This is a genomic window from Lactobacillus gasseri ATCC 33323 = JCM 1131, from assembly GCF_000014425.1.
Taxonomy (GTDB): domain Bacteria; phylum Bacillota; class Bacilli; order Lactobacillales; family Lactobacillaceae; genus Lactobacillus; species Lactobacillus gasseri.
Map to the genome: position 1 here is coordinate 1,087,861 of NC_008530.1, position 17,510 is coordinate 1,105,370.

Consider the following 17,510-nt stretch of genomic DNA (forward strand, 5'->3'; position numbering starts at 1 on the left):
ACCTACCATTCAATTTTTTCAATATCTTGCGGATGAGCGTTATATTCAATTTGCTTTATTTTTCCATCTTGGATCCTGATAACCTTGTCAGCTATTGGAACTAAAGCTGCATTATGCGTCACAATGATAACTGTTGAATTTTTCTTTAAACTACGATCTTGTAGAATCTTAAGGACTTTTTTACCAGTCTGATAATCTAAAGCTCCAGTTGGTTCATCACATAACAGTAAAGCTGGATTCTTAGCAATTGCACGTGCAATCGCAACTCGTTGCTGCTCTCCACCAGAGAGTTGGGATGGGAAGTTATTGATCCTATTTTCAAGCCCCACTTCTTTGAGGGCAACATCTGCATCAAGCGGATTAGCTACTAACTCATTTGCCAGTTCTACATTTTCTTTAGCGGTTAAATTAGGTATTAAGTTATAAAACTGAAAAACAAAACCAATTTTGTTTCTCCGATATTTGGTTAATTCCTTGGCAGAATAGTTTGCAATGTTATTTCCATTAACAATAACTTCTCCCTTAGTAACATTCTCCATACCGCCTAAAATATTCAATAAAGTAGATTTCCCGGCACCAGATGATCCTAAAATAATTACTAATTCACCCTGGTCAATATCAAAGCTAAGGTCTTTATTTGCCCAGACCGTAGTAGCGCCTGTACCATACCTCTTTGAACAGTTTCTTAATTCAATAAAAGCCAATTTATTCATCCCCTATTTCTAGTCTCCCTATAAATATATTGTATGAAAAATTGACCAAATATATGAGTAAAAAGCACTGATATAGAAAGACTTTTAGTAGTTCAATTAATTTTTATTAAAAATAAACTTTACGGCAATAAAGGTAAGTATCAAAATAACAAAAATTAAACTTTCTATTATATTGCCGTGCTTAATAGCCAAAATTAAAAAGCCGCACAAAACAAGAAGAGTAACAAGTTTGCTTAAATTACTCTTAGACTTCATGATAAATACTTACTTCCTTCTTTAATTGAAAGAGTTGCCATCTCAGTATGATGCTTGCTAATAAAATTTTTTACCCAATCTGGATTAGTTTTAGAATAATCACGTAGTGCCCAGCCAATTGCCTTATTAATAAAGAATTCTGAATTACCCAAGTTGTTTTCTAAAATTGCATTTAATAATTCAACATTCATTTTATCTTTACGCAAAAGCTGATGCTCAATTGCTACTCTTCTGACCCAAAAATCGTCATCCTTTGACCAAACTAACATTAAATCGCTTACTCGATCATCCCTTAAACCAATATTTCCAATTGGCTTAATTAAACTATCAATTGTATCCCACCATTGTTTAGACTTTACATAATTAAAAATATGGTCAATATCTTCAAATTTGAGATATTTTTCTAGTGCAATTAAATAGTCACAAACAAAATATTGAGCTTCACGATGTTCATCTACCCAGGCTTGATCTAAAAATTTCCAATCAATTTTTTTATTCGCTTTTTCTAACTTAATAAGATCATGATAGCTTTTCCGACGTTCTGGGGTCTTCAAACCATAAAATTTAAACTTATTTCTCATATAGCTTTCCATTTGTCTAGCTAGTTCTGGATCACTATTCTCGATTAATTTCTTTCTTAATCGTTGATACTTACTTATTTCTTTCACTTCAGTTTCCTTACTTGTTAAAATAAATCTAGTACTTAGAAAAGATGATAATCAATGAAAATTTTAGCATAGAAAATTATGTTTCAAACTAATATTCAAACATACAAATGTGTGATATCCTTATGTTAAATCTTTCACAAAAAGGAGGAAACTTTTTAATGTCCATCAAGAAGTTAGAAAACAGTAGTGACCACGCAATGGTTGCTGAAGAGGTTAAGATTTTAACCAACTTGCTTAATGAAAGTACGCGTCAATTGAGCGGCGACGTTGTTTTTAATAAGATCCAAGACTTGATCAAGATTTCTGCTCAAAAAGACTACGATGCTCTTGAAAAGCAAATTGCTAGTTTAACTAATCAAGAGATGATGGTGGTTGCTCGCTACTTTGCAACCCTTCCCTTATTAGTTAATATTTCTGAAGATGTAGAATTAGCAAGCGAAGTTAACTTGCTCAACAATACTGATCAAGATTATCTGGGCAAGCTTGAAGATACAATTGATTTAGTTGCGCAAAAAGAAAACGCTAATGAAATCTTAAAGCATGTTAATGTTGTTCCAGTTTTAACCGCGCACCCTACTCAAGTGCAAAGAAAGACTGTTCTTGAACTAACTGACCAGATTCACAACTTATTGCGTAACTACCGCGAAGTTAAAAACGGAACCATCAATCAGGCTGAATGGACTGAAAAGCTCCGTGCATATATTGAGATTTTAATGCAGACAGACATTATCCGTAGTCACAAGCTGCAAGTATCTAACGAAATTACTAATGTTTTAGCTTACTATCCTAAGGCTTTGATTCCAGCAATTACCAAATTTACGGCTCGCTATCAAGAATTAGCTAAGAAGTATAACTTAGATCTTAAAGGCGCAACCCCAATTACGATGGGAATGTGGATTGGCGGCGACCGGGATGGTAATCCTTATGTAACAGCTGACACTTTAAAGTTAAGTGCAAGTTTGCAGAGCCAAGTAATTTTTGAATATTACATCAAAAAGCTAAATAAACTTTACCGCACTATCTCAATGTCTACATCTTATATGAAGACTTCCACAGCTGTTGAAAAACTTTCAGCACTTTCAAATGACGATTCACCATTTAGAACCAATGAACCTTATCGTCGTGCTTTTTACTATATTGAGAGTCGCTTGCTTCATACTGAGTACCAACTTTTAGGTACAGTAGATAAAAATAGTTTTGTTAAAAGACGTGACTTAGAAAACTTAGATAAAATTCCTGTTTATAATAATCCTCAAGCTTTTAAAGCAGATCTAATTACGATTAAAGAATCACTTGAACAAGACCATGATCAAGCAGTTATCAGAAGTTTCTTCACTGAACTTTTAGAAGCAATTAATATTTTTGGCTTTCATTTGGCAACAATTGATATGCGTCAAGATTCTAGCGTAAATGAAGCATGTGTTGCAGAGTTACTAAAAAGCGCAGGAATTTGTGACAATTATAGTGAGTTGCCAGAAAAAGAAAAAGTTCAAGTTCTACTTAAAGAGCTAAATGACGATCCACGCAATCTTCATGCTAATAACAAGCCTAAGTCTGACCTACTTCAAAAAGAATTAAAAATCTACAAGACTGCACGTGAGCTCAAAGATCGTATCGGTGAAGATGTAATTAAGCAACATATTATTTCGCACACGGAAAGTGTTTCCGATCTTTTAGAACAAGCAATTATGCTTAAAGAATATGATCTTTTAGACAATCAAGGTGCTCGCATCCAAGTAGTTCCATTATTTGAAACAGTTGAAGACTTAGAGAACTCGCGTGAAATCATGAAAGAGTTTTTGAACTTAGATATTGTTAAAAAATGGCTTGCTTCCCAGAACGATTATCAAGAAATTATGCTCGGCTACTCTGATTCAAACAAAGACGGCGGCTACTTAGCTTCTTGTTGGAACCTCTATAAGGCTCAAAAAGATTTAACTGCAATGGGCAAGAAATTAGGTGTTAACATTACCTTTATGCATGGACGTGGTGGAACTGTTGGCCGAGGTGGCGGTCCTTCATATGAAGCCATTACCGCTCAGCCTTTCGGTTCAATTAATGACCGGATTAGAATGACTGAACAAGGTGAAATCATTCAAAATAAATATGGTAATCAAGACACTGCCTACTACAACTTAGAAATGCTTGCTTCAGCAACAATCGACCGAATTGTTTCTAAACAAATCGTAAGCGAAGATGACATTGGCGGATTCCGTGATTCAATGGATAAGATTGTGCTTGACAGCAATAAAGTTTACCGCAAATTAGTTTTTGAAACGCCTGCCTTTCTTGACTATTTCTTGCAAGCTACACCAATCAAACAAATTTCTAACTTAAATATTGGTTCTCGACCTGCCGCAAGAAAGAAAATCACTGACTTCTCAGGATTAAGAGCTATCCCTTGGGTCTTCTCCTGGTCACAAAGTCGGATCATGTTTCCAGGTTGGTATGGTGTTGGATCTGCCTTCAAGCATTTTATCGATGCCGATTCTCACAACTTAGAAACTTTACAAAAGATGTATCAGGGCTGGCCATTCTTCCACTCTCTACTTTCTAACGTCGATATGGTTTTATCGAAATCTAACATGGATATCGCCAAGCAATATGCGGACCTATGTGAAGATGAAGATACTAAGCAAGTCTTTGATACTATCTACCAAGAATGGAAACTTACCAAAGAAGTTATTCTTCAAATTGAAGGTAACAAGGAGCTGCTAGCTGATAATCCAAGCCTGCAAATGAGCTTAAATTACCGGATGCCTTACTTTAACATTCTTAACTACATTCAGATTGAAATGATTAAACGTGATCGAGTTGCTGACATCGCCGGAGTTTATGAAAGCATCTTACCAATTACAATTAATGGTGTAACTTCTGGCTTACGTAATTCGGGATAGTTTTAAGAAATTTATTTTGAGGGAAGTAACATGACAAAAGCGCTATTAATTATTGACTATACTAACGATTTTATTGCCGATAATGGTTCACTCACTTGTGGTAAGCCTGCTCAAGCATTGGAAGATTATTTAATTGAGCTTGCAGATCAGTTTTATGAAAATGGTGACTACGTAATTTTCCCAACCGACGGTCACACGGGTGATAAATTCAGCCCTGAGTATAAGCTTTTTCCACCACATAATATCGTTGGCACTCCTGGTCAAGAACTTTATGGTAAATTAAAAGACTGGTACGAAAATCATAAGTCTAGCGACCGCGTTTATAAATTTAATAAAAATCGCTACTCTTCTTTCCAAAATACCAATCTTGATAACTACCTACGTGAACGTAAAATTGATGATCTTTGGCTGACTGGTGTATGTACTGACATTTGTGTTCTTCATACAGCAGTGAGTGCCTATAATTTAAACTACGGTATTACAGTCCCAACTAAAGGTGTGACAACATTTACTGAGCATGGACAAGAATGGGCATTAGACCACTTCAAGAATTCGCTTGGTGCAACCTTGATCTAAGGTTCTGAATTAAGAATAATTACTATACTAATGTACAAGTTAAATAATTAAAAATAAGCTGTATCATTTCTACAAACAATGATACAGCTTATTTTCTTTGCTTAAAATTTCTACTTTAAATTGATTAATTCAATACTATCAACACCATCAATTTCACTGACATTAACTGACACTTGCTCATTAAGTGAAGTTGGAATATTTTTACCAACAAAATCAGCTTTGATCGGTAATTCTCGATGTCCCCGATCGACTAAAACCGCTACAGAAATCGACTTTGGTCGTCCATTTGCAATCAGGGCATCCATCGCTGCCCTAATTGTACGACCAGTATAGAGAACATCGTCTACTAAAACAACATTTTTATTAGTAATATCTAGATCCATCGGCTCTAAATCAGGTATTTTTTCTTGACTAAAATCTTTTTTTCGATCATCCCGATAAGGCGTAATATCTAATTCACCTACTGGAACATCTACTTTTTCGACTTCTTTCAGCCTATCACGCATTCTACGAGCTAAATATACTCCGCGCGTCTTAATACCAACTAAGACTAGATCTTCTACTCCCTTATTTCTTTCAATAATTTCATACGTAATTCTGACAAGAGCTCGCTTCATTGCAAGCTTGTCCCAAATTTCTTTTGTCATTATATCTCTTCCTTAATCAAGGATTTTTATTTTAAGGCGTCTGTCGCAAATGATCTATTTTCAAGAGCAGTTAAAAGAGCATCGGCTGTGTCAAGAGCAGTTAACAAAGGAACATTTTGTTGAATAGCCATCCGTCTAATAATAAAGCCATCTGAATTCTTTTCAATATCATGTCCCATAGTATTAATTACTAAGTCAATCTTTCCATCTCTCAGTTCATTCAAGATATTATCATCTTTATTTTCGCCTTCATGAACTTTAGTTACTAGATCAACATGCAAACCATTACTCTTTAAAAATTCAGCTGTACCCTTAGTAGCAAAGATCCGATAGCCAATTCTAGCAAAACGCTTAGCAATCGGTAAAATTTTGTCTTTATCTCTATCTTCAATTGTCAATAAAACATTTCCGTTTTCAGGTATCTGCATTTTAGCTCCAGCAAAGGCCTTATAAAGTGCTTTAGCAAAAGTATGGTCGCTTCCCATTACTTCACCAGTTGACTTCATTTCAGGTCCAAGATATGAATCAACATCAGCCAACTTACTAAAGCTAAACACAGGAGCCTTAACGCTAATCATTTCTGGCTCTGGTGCAAGACCATCGCTATAGCCTTGCTCAGCTAAGCTTTCACCCATAATTACTCTAGTTGCAACTTGCGCCATTTCAATTCCGGTTATCTTGCTTAAAAATGGTACTGTTCTACTTGCCCGAGGGTTTACTTCAATTACGTATACTTCACCATTTCTAACAATAAACTGAATGTTCATAATTCCAACACAGTTAAGAGTAAGCGCCAATTTCCGAGTAACGTCCATAATCTTCTCTTTAACGTCATCAGTAAATGTTTGCGGAGGATATACCGCCATTGAGTCACCTGAGTGAACACCAGCATGTTCAATGTGTTCCATAATTCCAGGCAACAGAACATCTTTACCATCGCAAATTGCGTCAACGTCACATTCACGGCCATCTAAATAATCATCAACTAAAATTGGGTGATCAGCAGCAATATCTACATGATCGTGTAAGTATTCTTCTAGTTCGCTCTTGTTATAAACAATTTCCATTGCTTTTCCACCAAGCACATAACTTGGACGAACTAAGACAGGATATCCCAACTCTTCAGCTGCTTTAATTACGCCTTCATGCGTCGTAGCAGTCAATCCTTTTGGTTGATTAAGCTTAAGCTTTTTAATAATTTGATCAAACAATTCACGGTCTTCTGCACGGTTAAGATCTTTAACTGTCGTTCCTAAAATTTTAACTCCATGTCTTTCTAAACCAGCTGCAAGGTTAATAGAAGTCTGACCACCAAATTGAACAATAACACCTTCTGGTTTTTCTAAATCACAAACATTCAAAACATCTTCTAAAGTCAAAGGTTCAAAGTAAAGCTTATCTGAAATTGAGAAGTCAGTTGAAACAGTTTCTGGATTTGAGTTAATTACAATTGCTTCATAGCCCATTTTTTGTAGTGCTTTAACACAGTGAACTGTTGCATAATCAAACTCAACACCCTGTCCAATTCTAATGGGACCAGAACCAATAACAACGACTGATTTCTTACCAGATTTATGTGATTCATTTTCACCATCATAAGTTGAATAGAAGTATGGTGTTTTTGATTCAAACTCAGCAGCGCAGGTATCAACCATCTTATAAACCGGGATGATACCATGTTTTTTACGTAAGTCTCTAACTTGGTCAGCTTTTTCATTCCATAAAGCAGCTATAGTTGGATCGCTAAAACCATATTTTTTAGCTAAACGTAAAGTTTCAAGATCATCCTTATTTTCTTTAATGGTCTTTTCCATTTCAACCATATGACTCACAATATCTAAGAAATAAAAGTTGATCTTCGTTAATTCGTGTACATCTTCAAGACTATACCCTCTTCTAAAGGCTTCAGCTAAATAAAAGAGACGATCATCTTGTGCTTTAACTAGTTTTTGCTCAATTTCTTCATCACTTGCTTTGTGAGCTTTTTCTGAATATAAATCTTTTTCATCAATCTCAAGTGACCTTACTGCTTTCTGCATTGCTTCTTCAGCAGTTCGACCAATTGCCATCACTTCACCGGTTGCTTTCATTTGCGTGCCCAAAGTGCGATCAGCCTTAGAGAACTTATCAAATGGCCAGCGTGGAATTTTGCAGACAACATAGTCTAATGCTGGTTCAAATTCTGCATAAGTTGTTCCAGTTACTGGGTTCTTAATTTCATCTAAAGTCATTCCGATTGCAATTTTAGCTGCCATCTTGGCAATTGGATAACCGGTTGCTTTTGAAGCAAGAGCACTCGATCTTGACACTCTTGGATTAACTTCAATCACATCATAATCAAAACTATTTGGATCTAAAGCTAGTTGTACATTACAACCACCTTCGATCTTAAGAGCACGAATTAAGCGTAATGAACAATCTCTAAGCATTTGGTACTCTTTATCGCTTAAAGTTTGACTAGGTGAAAAGACAATTGAATCTCCCGTATGAATACCAACCGGATCAAAGTTTTCCATGCAGCAGACAATCATTGCATTATCGTCATGGTCCCGCATTACCTCAAACTCAATTTCTTTATAACCAGCGATTGATTTTTCAATTAAACATTCAGTCACTGGAGAAAGCTCTAACCCATTCTTAGCGATTTCAGCTAATTCTTCATGACTATGACAGATTCCGCCACCAGTTCCACCCATTGTAAATGCTGGTCTAACAATGATTGGATAACCGATTTCATCCCCAAATGCTAAAGCATCTTCAACGGTATTAACAGTCTTTGATGGAGGAACTGGTTCACCTAATTTTTTACATAATTCTTTAAACTTCTCCCTATCTTCTGCTTGTTCAATGGAAGAAAGTTTTGTTCCTAGTAATTCAATATTTAATTCGTCTAAAATTCCAGTTTTAGCCAAAGCTAGCGCCATGTTTAATCCAACTTGACCACCAAGAGTTGGCAGGATTGCATCAGGATATTCTTGTCTAATAATTCTTGAAATTGATTCTACTGTTAAAGGTTCAATATAGACCTTATCGGCAATAGTCGTATCAGTCATAATCGTTGCCGGATTTGAATTGACTAAGACAACCTCATAGCCCTCTTCTCGAAGAGCTAAGCAGGCTTGAGTACCTGAATAATCAAACTCAGCAGCTTGACCAATAATAATTGGGCCAGAACCAATCACCATAATTTTATGAATATCTGTTCTTTTAGGCATGACGCTCTTCTTCCTTTCTTTGGTCAATCATTGACATGAAATCATCAAATAATGAATCTTCATCATGAGGACCTGGTGTTGCATCAGGGTGGAATTGTACTGAAAATGCTGGATACTTTTTATGGCGTAAACCTTCAACAGTCCCGTCATTTACTTCAACATGCGTAATCATCAGATTTTCTTTATCAATTGAGGCAGGATCAACTGCATAACCATGATTTTGCGAAGTAAAACCAATATTTCCAGTTGCAATTTCTCGTACTGGATGGTTAAACCCACGGTGTCCAAATTTCATCTTGTAGGTTTTAGCACCGTTAGCAAGCGCAAAAACTTGGTGCCCCATACAAATTCCAAACAAAGGAACATGTTTTTCAACTTCTTGAACCATCTTTGCAGCTTCAACCATTTCTTCTGGATCTCCAGGTCCATTAGATAAGAGCACGCCATCTGGATTAAGACTTAAAATTTCATCAGCACTTGCAGTGTAAGGTAAAACAATGCAATTACAATCTCTTTCAGCTAACTCTCGTAAAATACTATGCTTAATTCCAAAATCAACTACAACAATGTTACGTTTAGATCCTGGGACTGGATATGAATTTTTAGTTGAAACGCGGCTAATCACACCTTGAGTAATATTTTTTTCTTTTAATTCTTGAGCAATCTTAACAGCATTTTCTTTAGAATCAGTGATCTTTCCTTTTAATGTACCGTGAATTCGAAGCTTTTTAACCAATTCGCGCGTATCAATTCCTTGTAGACCGGGAATATTTAATCTTTCTAAAAATTTTGGCAAAGTTGTTTGCATTCTCCAATTATCAGGATGACGAGCAACTTGATGACATACTACACCCTTAATTTGCGGTTCAAGTGATTCATAGTCGGCTAAAGTAATCCCATAATTACCAATTAAGGGATTGGTAAAAACTAAAATCTGGTCAGCATAACTTTGATCAGTAATTGCTTCTTGGTAGCCAGTCATTCCTGTTGTAAAAACAACCTCACCACTACTTTCGCAGTCAGCTCCGAAGCCTTCTCCTTCATAAATACTGCCATCTTCTAAAATTAAATAGCGTTTCATTTTGTTCCCCTTTGATATACAACTTCACCATCGACAAGCGTCATTACTGTTTCGCCATATACTTTTTGACCAGTAAATGGTGTATTTACACCTTTTGACTTAAAATCAGCTTCCTTGATTTCGTTTTTATGCTCAATATCAAAAATTGCAACATCGGCATTCTTTCCTGGTTCTAAAACTCCCGCATTCTCGATTCCAAATACTTTAGCTGGTTTGTCGCTGAGAAGTGCTAATAGCTGCTCAAGGCTTAAAACTTTTTCTTCCTTTACGAATTTAGTATAAAGTGTACTAAATGCAGTTTCACTTCCCGTAATTCCAAAAGCGGCATTTTTCATACCGCCTTGTTTTTCACTTTTCGCATGTGGCGCATGATCAGTGGCAATCAAATCAATAGTTCCATCTAGTAAGCCAACCAAAAGAGCTGCTTGATCTTCTTTATTTCTTAATGGCGGATTCATTTTAAAGTAACCATTATCTTTAGGAATATCACTATCAGTCAATAAAATATGATGCGGGGCAACTTCACAAGTTACGTTGATTCCACGCGCTTTAGCTAGGCGCACCAATTCAACGCTTGTCTTAGTTGAAACGTGGCAAATATGATAATGAACTCCAGTTTTTTGTGCTAAAAGCAGGTCACGTGCAATTTGAGTTGTTTCTGCAAGTTCAGTAACTGGCGGTAAATCTAGCTTCTTCGCTGCTACTCCTTCGTTCACGATTCCTTTATTAAAAAGCGAATCATCTTGGGCGTGAGTTGCAATGATTAAGTTATTTTCTTTAGCCTTTTGCATTGCTAAATACATGGTTTGTGCAGTCTGTACGCCATGTCCATCATTACTTAAGGCAAAGGCTCCTGCCTTTTTCAAGGCTGCATAATCAGGGATAATATCAGTTGTTTCATCATTGGTTATCGGTCCATATTGAAAAATATGAACTACACCTTTGTGTTTATTTTCCTCCACCATCTTTTTCATTAATTCAGGTGTATTAGGAACTGGCGTAACATTAGGCATTGCACCTACAGTTGTAAAACCACCACGTGCTGCGGCTTCACTACCAGTCTTAATATCTTCTTTATATGTTTGACCAGGATCGCGGTAGTGAACATGAACATCAACCAAACCTGGACTAACAAGCATCCCTTGAGCATCAATAATTTTTTCGGCATCCAAATCTGTCCCAATAGCCTTTATTTTTTTACCTTCAATTAAGACATCAGCCTTAATTAAGCGCCCATTCTGATAAACTGTTCCATTTTTTATTACAGTTGCCATTAGTTAAGCCCTCCTAATTTTCTTCCCCGCAAAACTGCTTCAATCATTGCCATTCTCATAAATACACCGTTTTGCATTTGGCGGGTAAACATGCACTTGTCACTTTCAACTAAGTCACCACTTAACTCAACATCGTGATTAATTGGGCCTGGGTGCATAATAATCGTGTCGGGTTTTAATTCTTGGTAACGCTTATGATTAATTCCATATTCTTCATGGTATGCTTGGGCATCAAAGTTCTTTTCATTCGGATCATCACTGTGTCTTTCGTGTTGAACTCTCAAGAGCATCATGACATCCATTTCAGGAATTAGCTTGTCTAATTTTTCATATTTTCCATACTTATCATATTCGCTTGAATACCAATACTCAGGACCTGAGAAGTAGACTTCTGCACCTAGTCTAGTCAACAATTCCATATTACTTTTGGCCACACGTGAATTAGTAATGTCGCCAACGATAGCCACTTTCAAGCCTTTAAAATGGCCAAAATGTTCATGAATTGTCATCATATCCAATAAGCATTGACTAGGGTGTTGTCCACTTCCGTCACCTGCGTTAATTACGCCAATATTTAAATGTTGGTGCTTTTTTGGATGAATTAAATCTTGATAGTATTCATTCTGTGAGTGCCGAATCACTTCAATATTTACTCCAACGGCATCCATAATCAAAGAAGTGTCATATAAAGTTTCACCTTTATTAACTGAAGAATGTGCTGGATCAAAAGGAATTACTGTTAAACCTAATTTTCTTTCAGCCATTTCAAAACTAGTATGCGTCCTGCTTGAATCTTCAAAAAACATATTTGAAATATAAACTGGCTGAGTTAAACGCGGTGTTGCTCCACCATTTTTAAAGTACTCTGCTCGATTAATTAAGGCTTCAACTTCTTCAGCGCTTAAATTTTCTACACTAACAAAATGTGGTAAACTAACAAGATTTAATTTTTCCATTTTTATATTCTTTCTAAAACAAAAGGCCTGAAGCATTTAATTGCTCCAGGCCTATTTTTCGTATTCTGGTACACGAAAAATATAGCAACCCTTCTGGCCCTCTCTGGAGTCAATTAAATGGTTGACTATTAAATTAATATTTCCAAACTATTTTGGTAATGACTTCAATTCAACTGAATCCCTACCGTCTTTTTCTACCATGTTAACAGCAACTTGTTCGTCAGCTGCTGTTGGAATGTTTTTACCAACAAAATCAGCACGAATCGGCAATTCTCGATGTCCACGATCTACCAAAACTGCAACTTTAATTGAACTAGGGCGTCCATCATCCATTAAAGCGTCCATTGCTGCTCGAATTGTACGACCAGTATAGATTACGTCATCAATTAAGATAACCTTCTTATCGTTAATATCAACGCTTATTTTATTGGAATTAATTACTGGATCTTGCTTCAATGAAGCATCATGACGATCATCACGATAAAGAGTGATGTCTAGTTCATCAACTGGCACATCAACGTCTTCTAATTTTTGAATACGATCATGAATTCTCTTAGCTAGGTAAACACCACGAGTTTTGATACCGATCAAAACCAGATTATCTGTTCCTTTATTTTGTTCAATAATTTCATAAGTAATTCGAGTTAGTGCACGCTTCATTGCTAATGCATCCCAAATTTCCTTTGCCATCTTTTACCCTCCTGGTCTTGCCCATGAAAAAAGCTCCTAGTGTCAGAGACTAGGAGCTTATAGTAAAGTCATACTTATTTAAGCCTGCCTTGCTAGCCTCACGGGACTAATTTTAAAGGACATTCATTGCTTTAAAATTACTGTAAATTATCTTCTTTGTCAAGCAATTTAATTAAATTCAACTTGATTGACCAAGTCATTAATGTCTTCAATACCTAATTTTTCTAATTCATTAGGCAATTCATCAGCAATATGCTTTGACGCAATACTGTCTTTAAAATGAGCTGTTCCAACCGCAACAGCATTAGCACCAGCAAGCATGAATTTGATTACGTCTTGAGCTGAACTAATTCCGCCCATTCCAATAATCGGCAAACTTGTACTTTGACGAACTTGGTGAACCATTCTAAGCGCAACTGGCTTGACTGCTTCTCCAGAAAGACCGCCAATATTGTGGCCTAAAACAGGTTTTCTTGTTTTAATATCAATATCCATCCCTAAAAGAGTATTAATTAAGGACAAACCATCTGCACCGCCTTTTTCAGCAGCTTTAGAAATTTGTGTAATATCAGTCACATTTGGAGTTAACTTCACATAAATGGGAACATTAGTCACTGCCTTAATTTTCTTAGTTAAAGATTCAACTACATCTGGATGAACACCAAAACTCATTCCGCCTTGGTTTACGTTAGGACAAGAAACATTAATTTCTAAAGCATTAACTAAACCTGAATCAGATAATTTTTTAGCTACTTCAACATAACCTGCTTCATCTTCGCCACCAACGCTAGCCATGATTGGCAAATCAGGATAACTCTGACGTAAAGGTTTTAACTTATCTTCAATTACCGCATCAACTCCAGGATTTGTTAATCCAACTGAATTTAAAACTCCGGTCTCTAAAACAGCTATTTGCGGCTGAGGATTACCTGTTGTTGCATGCGGAGTAGTAGTCTTAATAACCATTGCTCCAAGATCATTTAAATCAAACTTCTTAGCTGCTGGCACATCTCCAAAACCAAAAGTTCCACTTGCTGGCATAACTGGATTCTTTAAATCTAATCCCGGTAATTTTACATGCGTATTAATCATATTTTCCTCCAAAATGAATGCTCACGGTCATTCGATTATTTTTCAAGAACTGATTGTACACGCTTTTTTATTTTTTTCAAAGTTAAAAATTTTATTTGTAATTCTCGACCGAAGGTGCTAAACTTCATTTTGATTAAACTTTAAACGGTACAGAGAGACCGCAAGTTAAAAATTATTGGCTTAAATTATCTGGGAAAGTCTATACCTAGTGTCTCTCTGCGCTCGGTGTAGACTTTTTTTATGGAGGAAAAATGACAAGACCAGTTATCGTTGCCTTAGATTTAGACAATGAAAAGAAATTAAATGAACTCTTACCTAAGCTAGGTAAACCAGAAAATGTTTTTATTAAAATTGGAATGGAACTCTTTTTTAATGAAGGTCCTGCAATTGTTAGAAACTTATCTAGACAAGGCTACCAAATTTTTTTAGATTTAAAGATGAGTGATATACCTAATACCGTCTACAATGGTGCTAAAGCCTTAGCTCAATTAGGAATCACTTATACTACTGTCCATGCTCTTGGTGGTAGTCAAATGATTAAAGCAGCAAAAGAAGGTTTAATTGCTGGCACCCCGGTCGGTAAAAATATCCCTAAATTATTAGCTGTTACAGAATTAACTTCAATTTCTGATGATATTTTGCACGAAGAACAAAATTGTAACTTATCAATGAACCAGCAAGTTTTAAGTCTAGCTGAAACTGCCAAAAAGGCTGGAGCTGATGGAGTAATTTGTTCACCATTAGAAGTTAAGAATTTGCGTCAAAATGTTGGCGATGACTTTTTATACGTAACTCCTGGCATTCGCCCAGCAGGAAATGCCAAAGATGATCAATCTAGAGTAGCTACCCCAGCCCAAGCAAAAGAATGGGGTTCAACCGCTATCGTCGTAGGACGACCGATTACCCTAGCAACTAATCCAGAAGCAGCATACGAAGCAATTAAGAAGGAGTTCAACTAAAATGCATAAAGATCAAATTATCAGCCAATTAATCCAAGAAAAAATTATTACCATTTCACCTGATAAGCCATTTACATACGCAAGCGGAATGCTTTCACCAATCTATACCGATTTACGCTTAACTGTTTCCTATCCTGAATTGCGTGACATGATTGCTAGCGACTTGGCCAACTTAATTGCAAAAGAATTTCCTGAAGCAACAATTGTCGGAGGTGTTGCAACAGCAGGAATTCCACATGCTGCTTTAGTTGCTGAAAAATTGCATCTACCAATGATTTACGTTAGACCTAAGCCAAAAGATCATGGAAAAGGTCGTCAAATTGAAGGCCGCTTCTCAGAAAATGATAAGATCGTTTTGATTGATGATTTAATTACCACCGGTGGATCAGTCCTTAATGCAGTTAAAGCCACAGAAAAAGATGGTGGTCATGTTGCTGGTGTTTCTTCAATTTTCACTTATTACTTACCAGATGCCAAAGAAAACTTTAAAAAGGCAAATGTAAAATATGCACCACTTCTTTCCTACCCTGAATTGCTGAAGAAAGAAAACGAATCTGGTCATATTACTAGTGAACAATATGATATTTTGAAGACTTGGCATGAAGATCCATGGGCTTGGGGTAAAAAGTTCAATAATTAAGACAAATATTTGAAAAGCAGAGATGATAGACAACGATTATGTTGCAATTATCTCTGCTTTTTTGTTTTCTAATCATTTCCTTTATCTTTTGAAATTTCTACAAAAACAAAGTTAATTAATCGCTTTATTTCGCTTGTGTTAGACTTAAGAAGAGTAAGCGATTTTCTTTTTTATTAGCACTTTGTTAATAAAAAATACAACATTTTTATATATAATAATTGTAGCTAGCAGAAAGGATGGATGAAATATGGATACAAATAATATTTTGTCTTACATAAAATGGCGTGGCGATATTTCCCTTTCTGCACGACCATTTGACGAAGTAGATGCATTAGTGATTGCCACATTTTCTTATATTCATCTCGATGGAATCGTCCCAGACTCTAATAAAGAAATTTCAATTAAAGAAGTCGCTAAAAAATATTTTAATTCATCAAATCAAAACTTAGATCACTACAAGTATCAAGATTTACTTAAATTAATGGCTAATTCCGTTCGGTTTGGGGATGCCAAATTATCTTATTTTGCAGACGTTCTAACTGACCGCATTCAGTTTTCTGCGATAAAAATCAGCTTAGATAATGATACTAATTTTATTTCTTTTCGCGGTACTGACGATACATTAGTTGGCTGGAAAGAGGATTTTGAGATTAGTTTTAGAACTACTGGAGCTCAAAAATATGCCTTGAAATATCTCACAAATATTCTTAAAAACACTAATCAGGTGTATAGCCTCGCAGGCCACTCTAAAGGAGGCAATCTAGCTGAATATGCAGCTGTTAATTTACCAGATGATTTAAAAGATAATATTGATACTATCTATACCTTTGACAGTCCTGGCTTGAGTACCCAAGTTGACGGTGTAACCGATAAATTGAAACGCTATGTTCCCGAATTTAGTATTATTGGACGATTGTTTGAGCCAGAAAATATTACTCCAACCATTTTAGTCAGTGATCGGCCTAAACTTGCCCAGCATGATCCAATGAGTTGGGAAGTTTCAGGATCTCACTTTATTACTAGAGCTCACAGGAACCCTACTTCTAAAATATATAATCAAATTATCAATCAATGGATTGGCGAAGCAAATCTACAAGAGCGAGAAGCCTTAACTAATGATTTGTTCAGTGCTTTTGCCGCAAGTGGTGCAACCAAAATTACTGAACTTAATAAAAATGGTTTTGGTGGTTTCGGCGCAATCCTTTTTTCACTTACAGATTCTTCAAGAAGAACTAGGTTCGTTTTAGGTAGTTTATGGGAAACCATTTGGCGAAGCATTAAAGCAACCCACCTTGAAAAACTTTTTATTAACACTAATTCAATTATTGGCTGGGTTCTAATTCTTCTGGGTATTGTCGATCTCACAATTCCTGATTATGCTTATCGTGCGTTTGGTGGCTTAGTCGCCCTCTTCTGCATAGGTTGGAGTGGTTATCACATTGTTGAGGCTGCAAATTCTCATCTCTTACCTAAACCCAAACGATTCTTCATTATTACCTACTTAATAGTCTTTGGTCTCGCAATTGCAATTATTTCAAATAATCGCTTGCTTAACTTCCTAGCACACTACGTTTTAGGTATTTTCTTAATTGGTTTTGCTTACGTAAGATTACGTAGCGTAATTGTCAAAAATAAGAAAAATGGGATTTTTAGAAATATCATTGATGTCCTAGAAAGTTTAATTGCCTTTGCTGCTGGAATTATTGTGATTATAAATCCAAATTACTTTAGTAGGCAAGCAGTAATTAGCTTAGGAATTTTATTAATCATTTATGGCTTTTTCCAACTAATAATGGAATTATTCAAACAAAGAAAATTACGCATGCCATCTAAACATCGCTAAAGTC

General features: G+C 35.9%; 14 protein-coding genes. 5 read left to right on the forward strand and 9 right to left on the reverse strand.

Annotation, left to right across the window (positions count from 1 at the left end; translation table 11 throughout):
• Positions 1 to 2: 2 nt before the first annotated feature.
• Together LGAS_RS05320 and LGAS_RS05325 are read right to left on the reverse strand one after the other, a co-directional pair.
• Positions 3 to 704 carry an ABC transporter ATP-binding protein gene (locus LGAS_RS05320; RefSeq protein ID WP_003647222.1) on the reverse strand — a complete coding sequence of 234 codons (702 nt, stop codon included), beginning with the start codon at positions 702 to 704 and terminating at the stop codon, positions 3 to 5.
• Between the two features lie 260 nt (positions 705 to 964).
• Positions 965 to 1,636, reverse strand: coding sequence for a DNA alkylation repair protein (locus tag LGAS_RS05325; protein ID WP_003647220.1), 672 nt, complete (start codon positions 1,634 to 1,636; stop codon positions 965 to 967).
• Between the two features lie 158 nt (positions 1,637 to 1,794).
• Here LGAS_RS05325 and ppc point away from each other — a divergent pair, with 158 nt between their 5' ends.
• Both ppc and LGAS_RS05335 read left to right on the forward strand, forming a co-directional pair.
• Entirely contained in the window at positions 1,795 to 4,533 is a 2,739-nt protein-coding gene (gene ppc / locus LGAS_RS05330; protein WP_003647219.1) for a phosphoenolpyruvate carboxylase, read from the forward strand.
• A gap of 30 nt (positions 4,534 to 4,563) precedes the next feature.
• Positions 4,564 to 5,109, forward strand: a complete 546-nt coding sequence (locus LGAS_RS05335) for a cysteine hydrolase family protein (RefSeq protein ID WP_003647218.1) — start codon at positions 4,564 to 4,566, stop codon at positions 5,107 to 5,109.
• 110 nt (positions 5,110 to 5,219) lie between these two features.
• Here the strand turns inward: LGAS_RS05335 and pyrR (LGAS_RS05340) are convergent, their stop codons facing one another.
• The 7 genes from pyrR (LGAS_RS05340) to LGAS_RS05370 form a co-directional block, all read right to left on the reverse strand.
• Positions 5,220 to 5,756, reverse strand: coding sequence for a bifunctional pyr operon transcriptional regulator/uracil phosphoribosyltransferase PyrR (pyrR, locus tag LGAS_RS05340; protein WP_003647216.1), 537 nt, complete (start codon positions 5,754 to 5,756; stop codon positions 5,220 to 5,222).
• 26 nt (positions 5,757 to 5,782) lie between these two features.
• Positions 5,783 to 8,971 carry a carbamoyl-phosphate synthase large subunit gene (carB, locus tag LGAS_RS05345; RefSeq protein ID WP_003651666.1) on the reverse strand — a complete coding sequence of 1,063 codons (3,189 nt, stop codon included), beginning with the start codon at positions 8,969 to 8,971 and terminating at the stop codon, positions 5,783 to 5,785.
• On the reverse strand, positions 8,964 to 10,052 hold the full coding sequence (locus LGAS_RS05350; protein ID WP_003647211.1) for a carbamoyl phosphate synthase small subunit: 1,089 nt from the start codon (positions 10,050 to 10,052) through the stop codon (positions 8,964 to 8,966). Before LGAS_RS05350 ends, carB begins: the two co-directional genes overlap by 8 nt.
• Positions 10,049 to 11,326, reverse strand: coding sequence for a dihydroorotase (locus LGAS_RS05355; RefSeq protein WP_003647210.1), 1,278 nt, complete (start codon positions 11,324 to 11,326; stop codon positions 10,049 to 10,051). Before LGAS_RS05355 ends, LGAS_RS05350 begins: the two co-directional genes overlap by 4 nt.
• Positions 11,326 to 12,282, reverse strand: coding sequence for an aspartate carbamoyltransferase catalytic subunit (locus LGAS_RS05360; RefSeq protein ID WP_003647209.1), 957 nt, complete (start codon positions 12,280 to 12,282; stop codon positions 11,326 to 11,328). Before LGAS_RS05360 ends, LGAS_RS05355 begins: the two co-directional genes overlap by 1 nt.
• A gap of 147 nt (positions 12,283 to 12,429) precedes the next feature.
• Entirely contained in the window at positions 12,430 to 12,972 is a 543-nt protein-coding gene (gene pyrR, locus LGAS_RS05365; protein WP_003647208.1) for a bifunctional pyr operon transcriptional regulator/uracil phosphoribosyltransferase PyrR, read from the reverse strand.
• Between the two features lie 168 nt (positions 12,973 to 13,140).
• The gene (locus LGAS_RS05370) at positions 13,141 to 14,064 is read right to left on the reverse strand and encodes a dihydroorotate dehydrogenase (protein ID WP_003651670.1); all 924 of its coding nucleotides are present in this window, start codon (positions 14,062 to 14,064) and stop codon (positions 13,141 to 13,143) included.
• Positions 14,065 to 14,315: 251 nt separating this feature from the next.
• Here LGAS_RS05370 and pyrF point away from each other — a divergent pair, with 251 nt between their 5' ends.
• The 3 genes from pyrF to LGAS_RS05385 all read left to right on the forward strand — a co-directional run bounded on the left by pyrF (position 14,316) and on the right by LGAS_RS05385 (position 17,506).
• Entirely contained in the window at positions 14,316 to 15,023 is a 708-nt protein-coding gene (gene pyrF / locus LGAS_RS05375; RefSeq protein ID WP_003647206.1) for an orotidine-5'-phosphate decarboxylase, read from the forward strand.
• Position 15,024: 1 nt separating this feature from the next.
• The gene (gene pyrE, locus LGAS_RS05380) at positions 15,025 to 15,663 is read left to right on the forward strand and encodes an orotate phosphoribosyltransferase (protein WP_003647205.1); all 639 of its coding nucleotides are present in this window, start codon (positions 15,025 to 15,027) and stop codon (positions 15,661 to 15,663) included.
• A gap of 247 nt (positions 15,664 to 15,910) precedes the next feature.
• Positions 15,911 to 17,506, forward strand: coding sequence for an Mbeg1-like protein (locus tag LGAS_RS05385; RefSeq protein WP_003647204.1), 1,596 nt, complete (start codon positions 15,911 to 15,913; stop codon positions 17,504 to 17,506).
• The last annotated feature ends 4 nt before the right edge of the window (positions 17,507 to 17,510 follow it).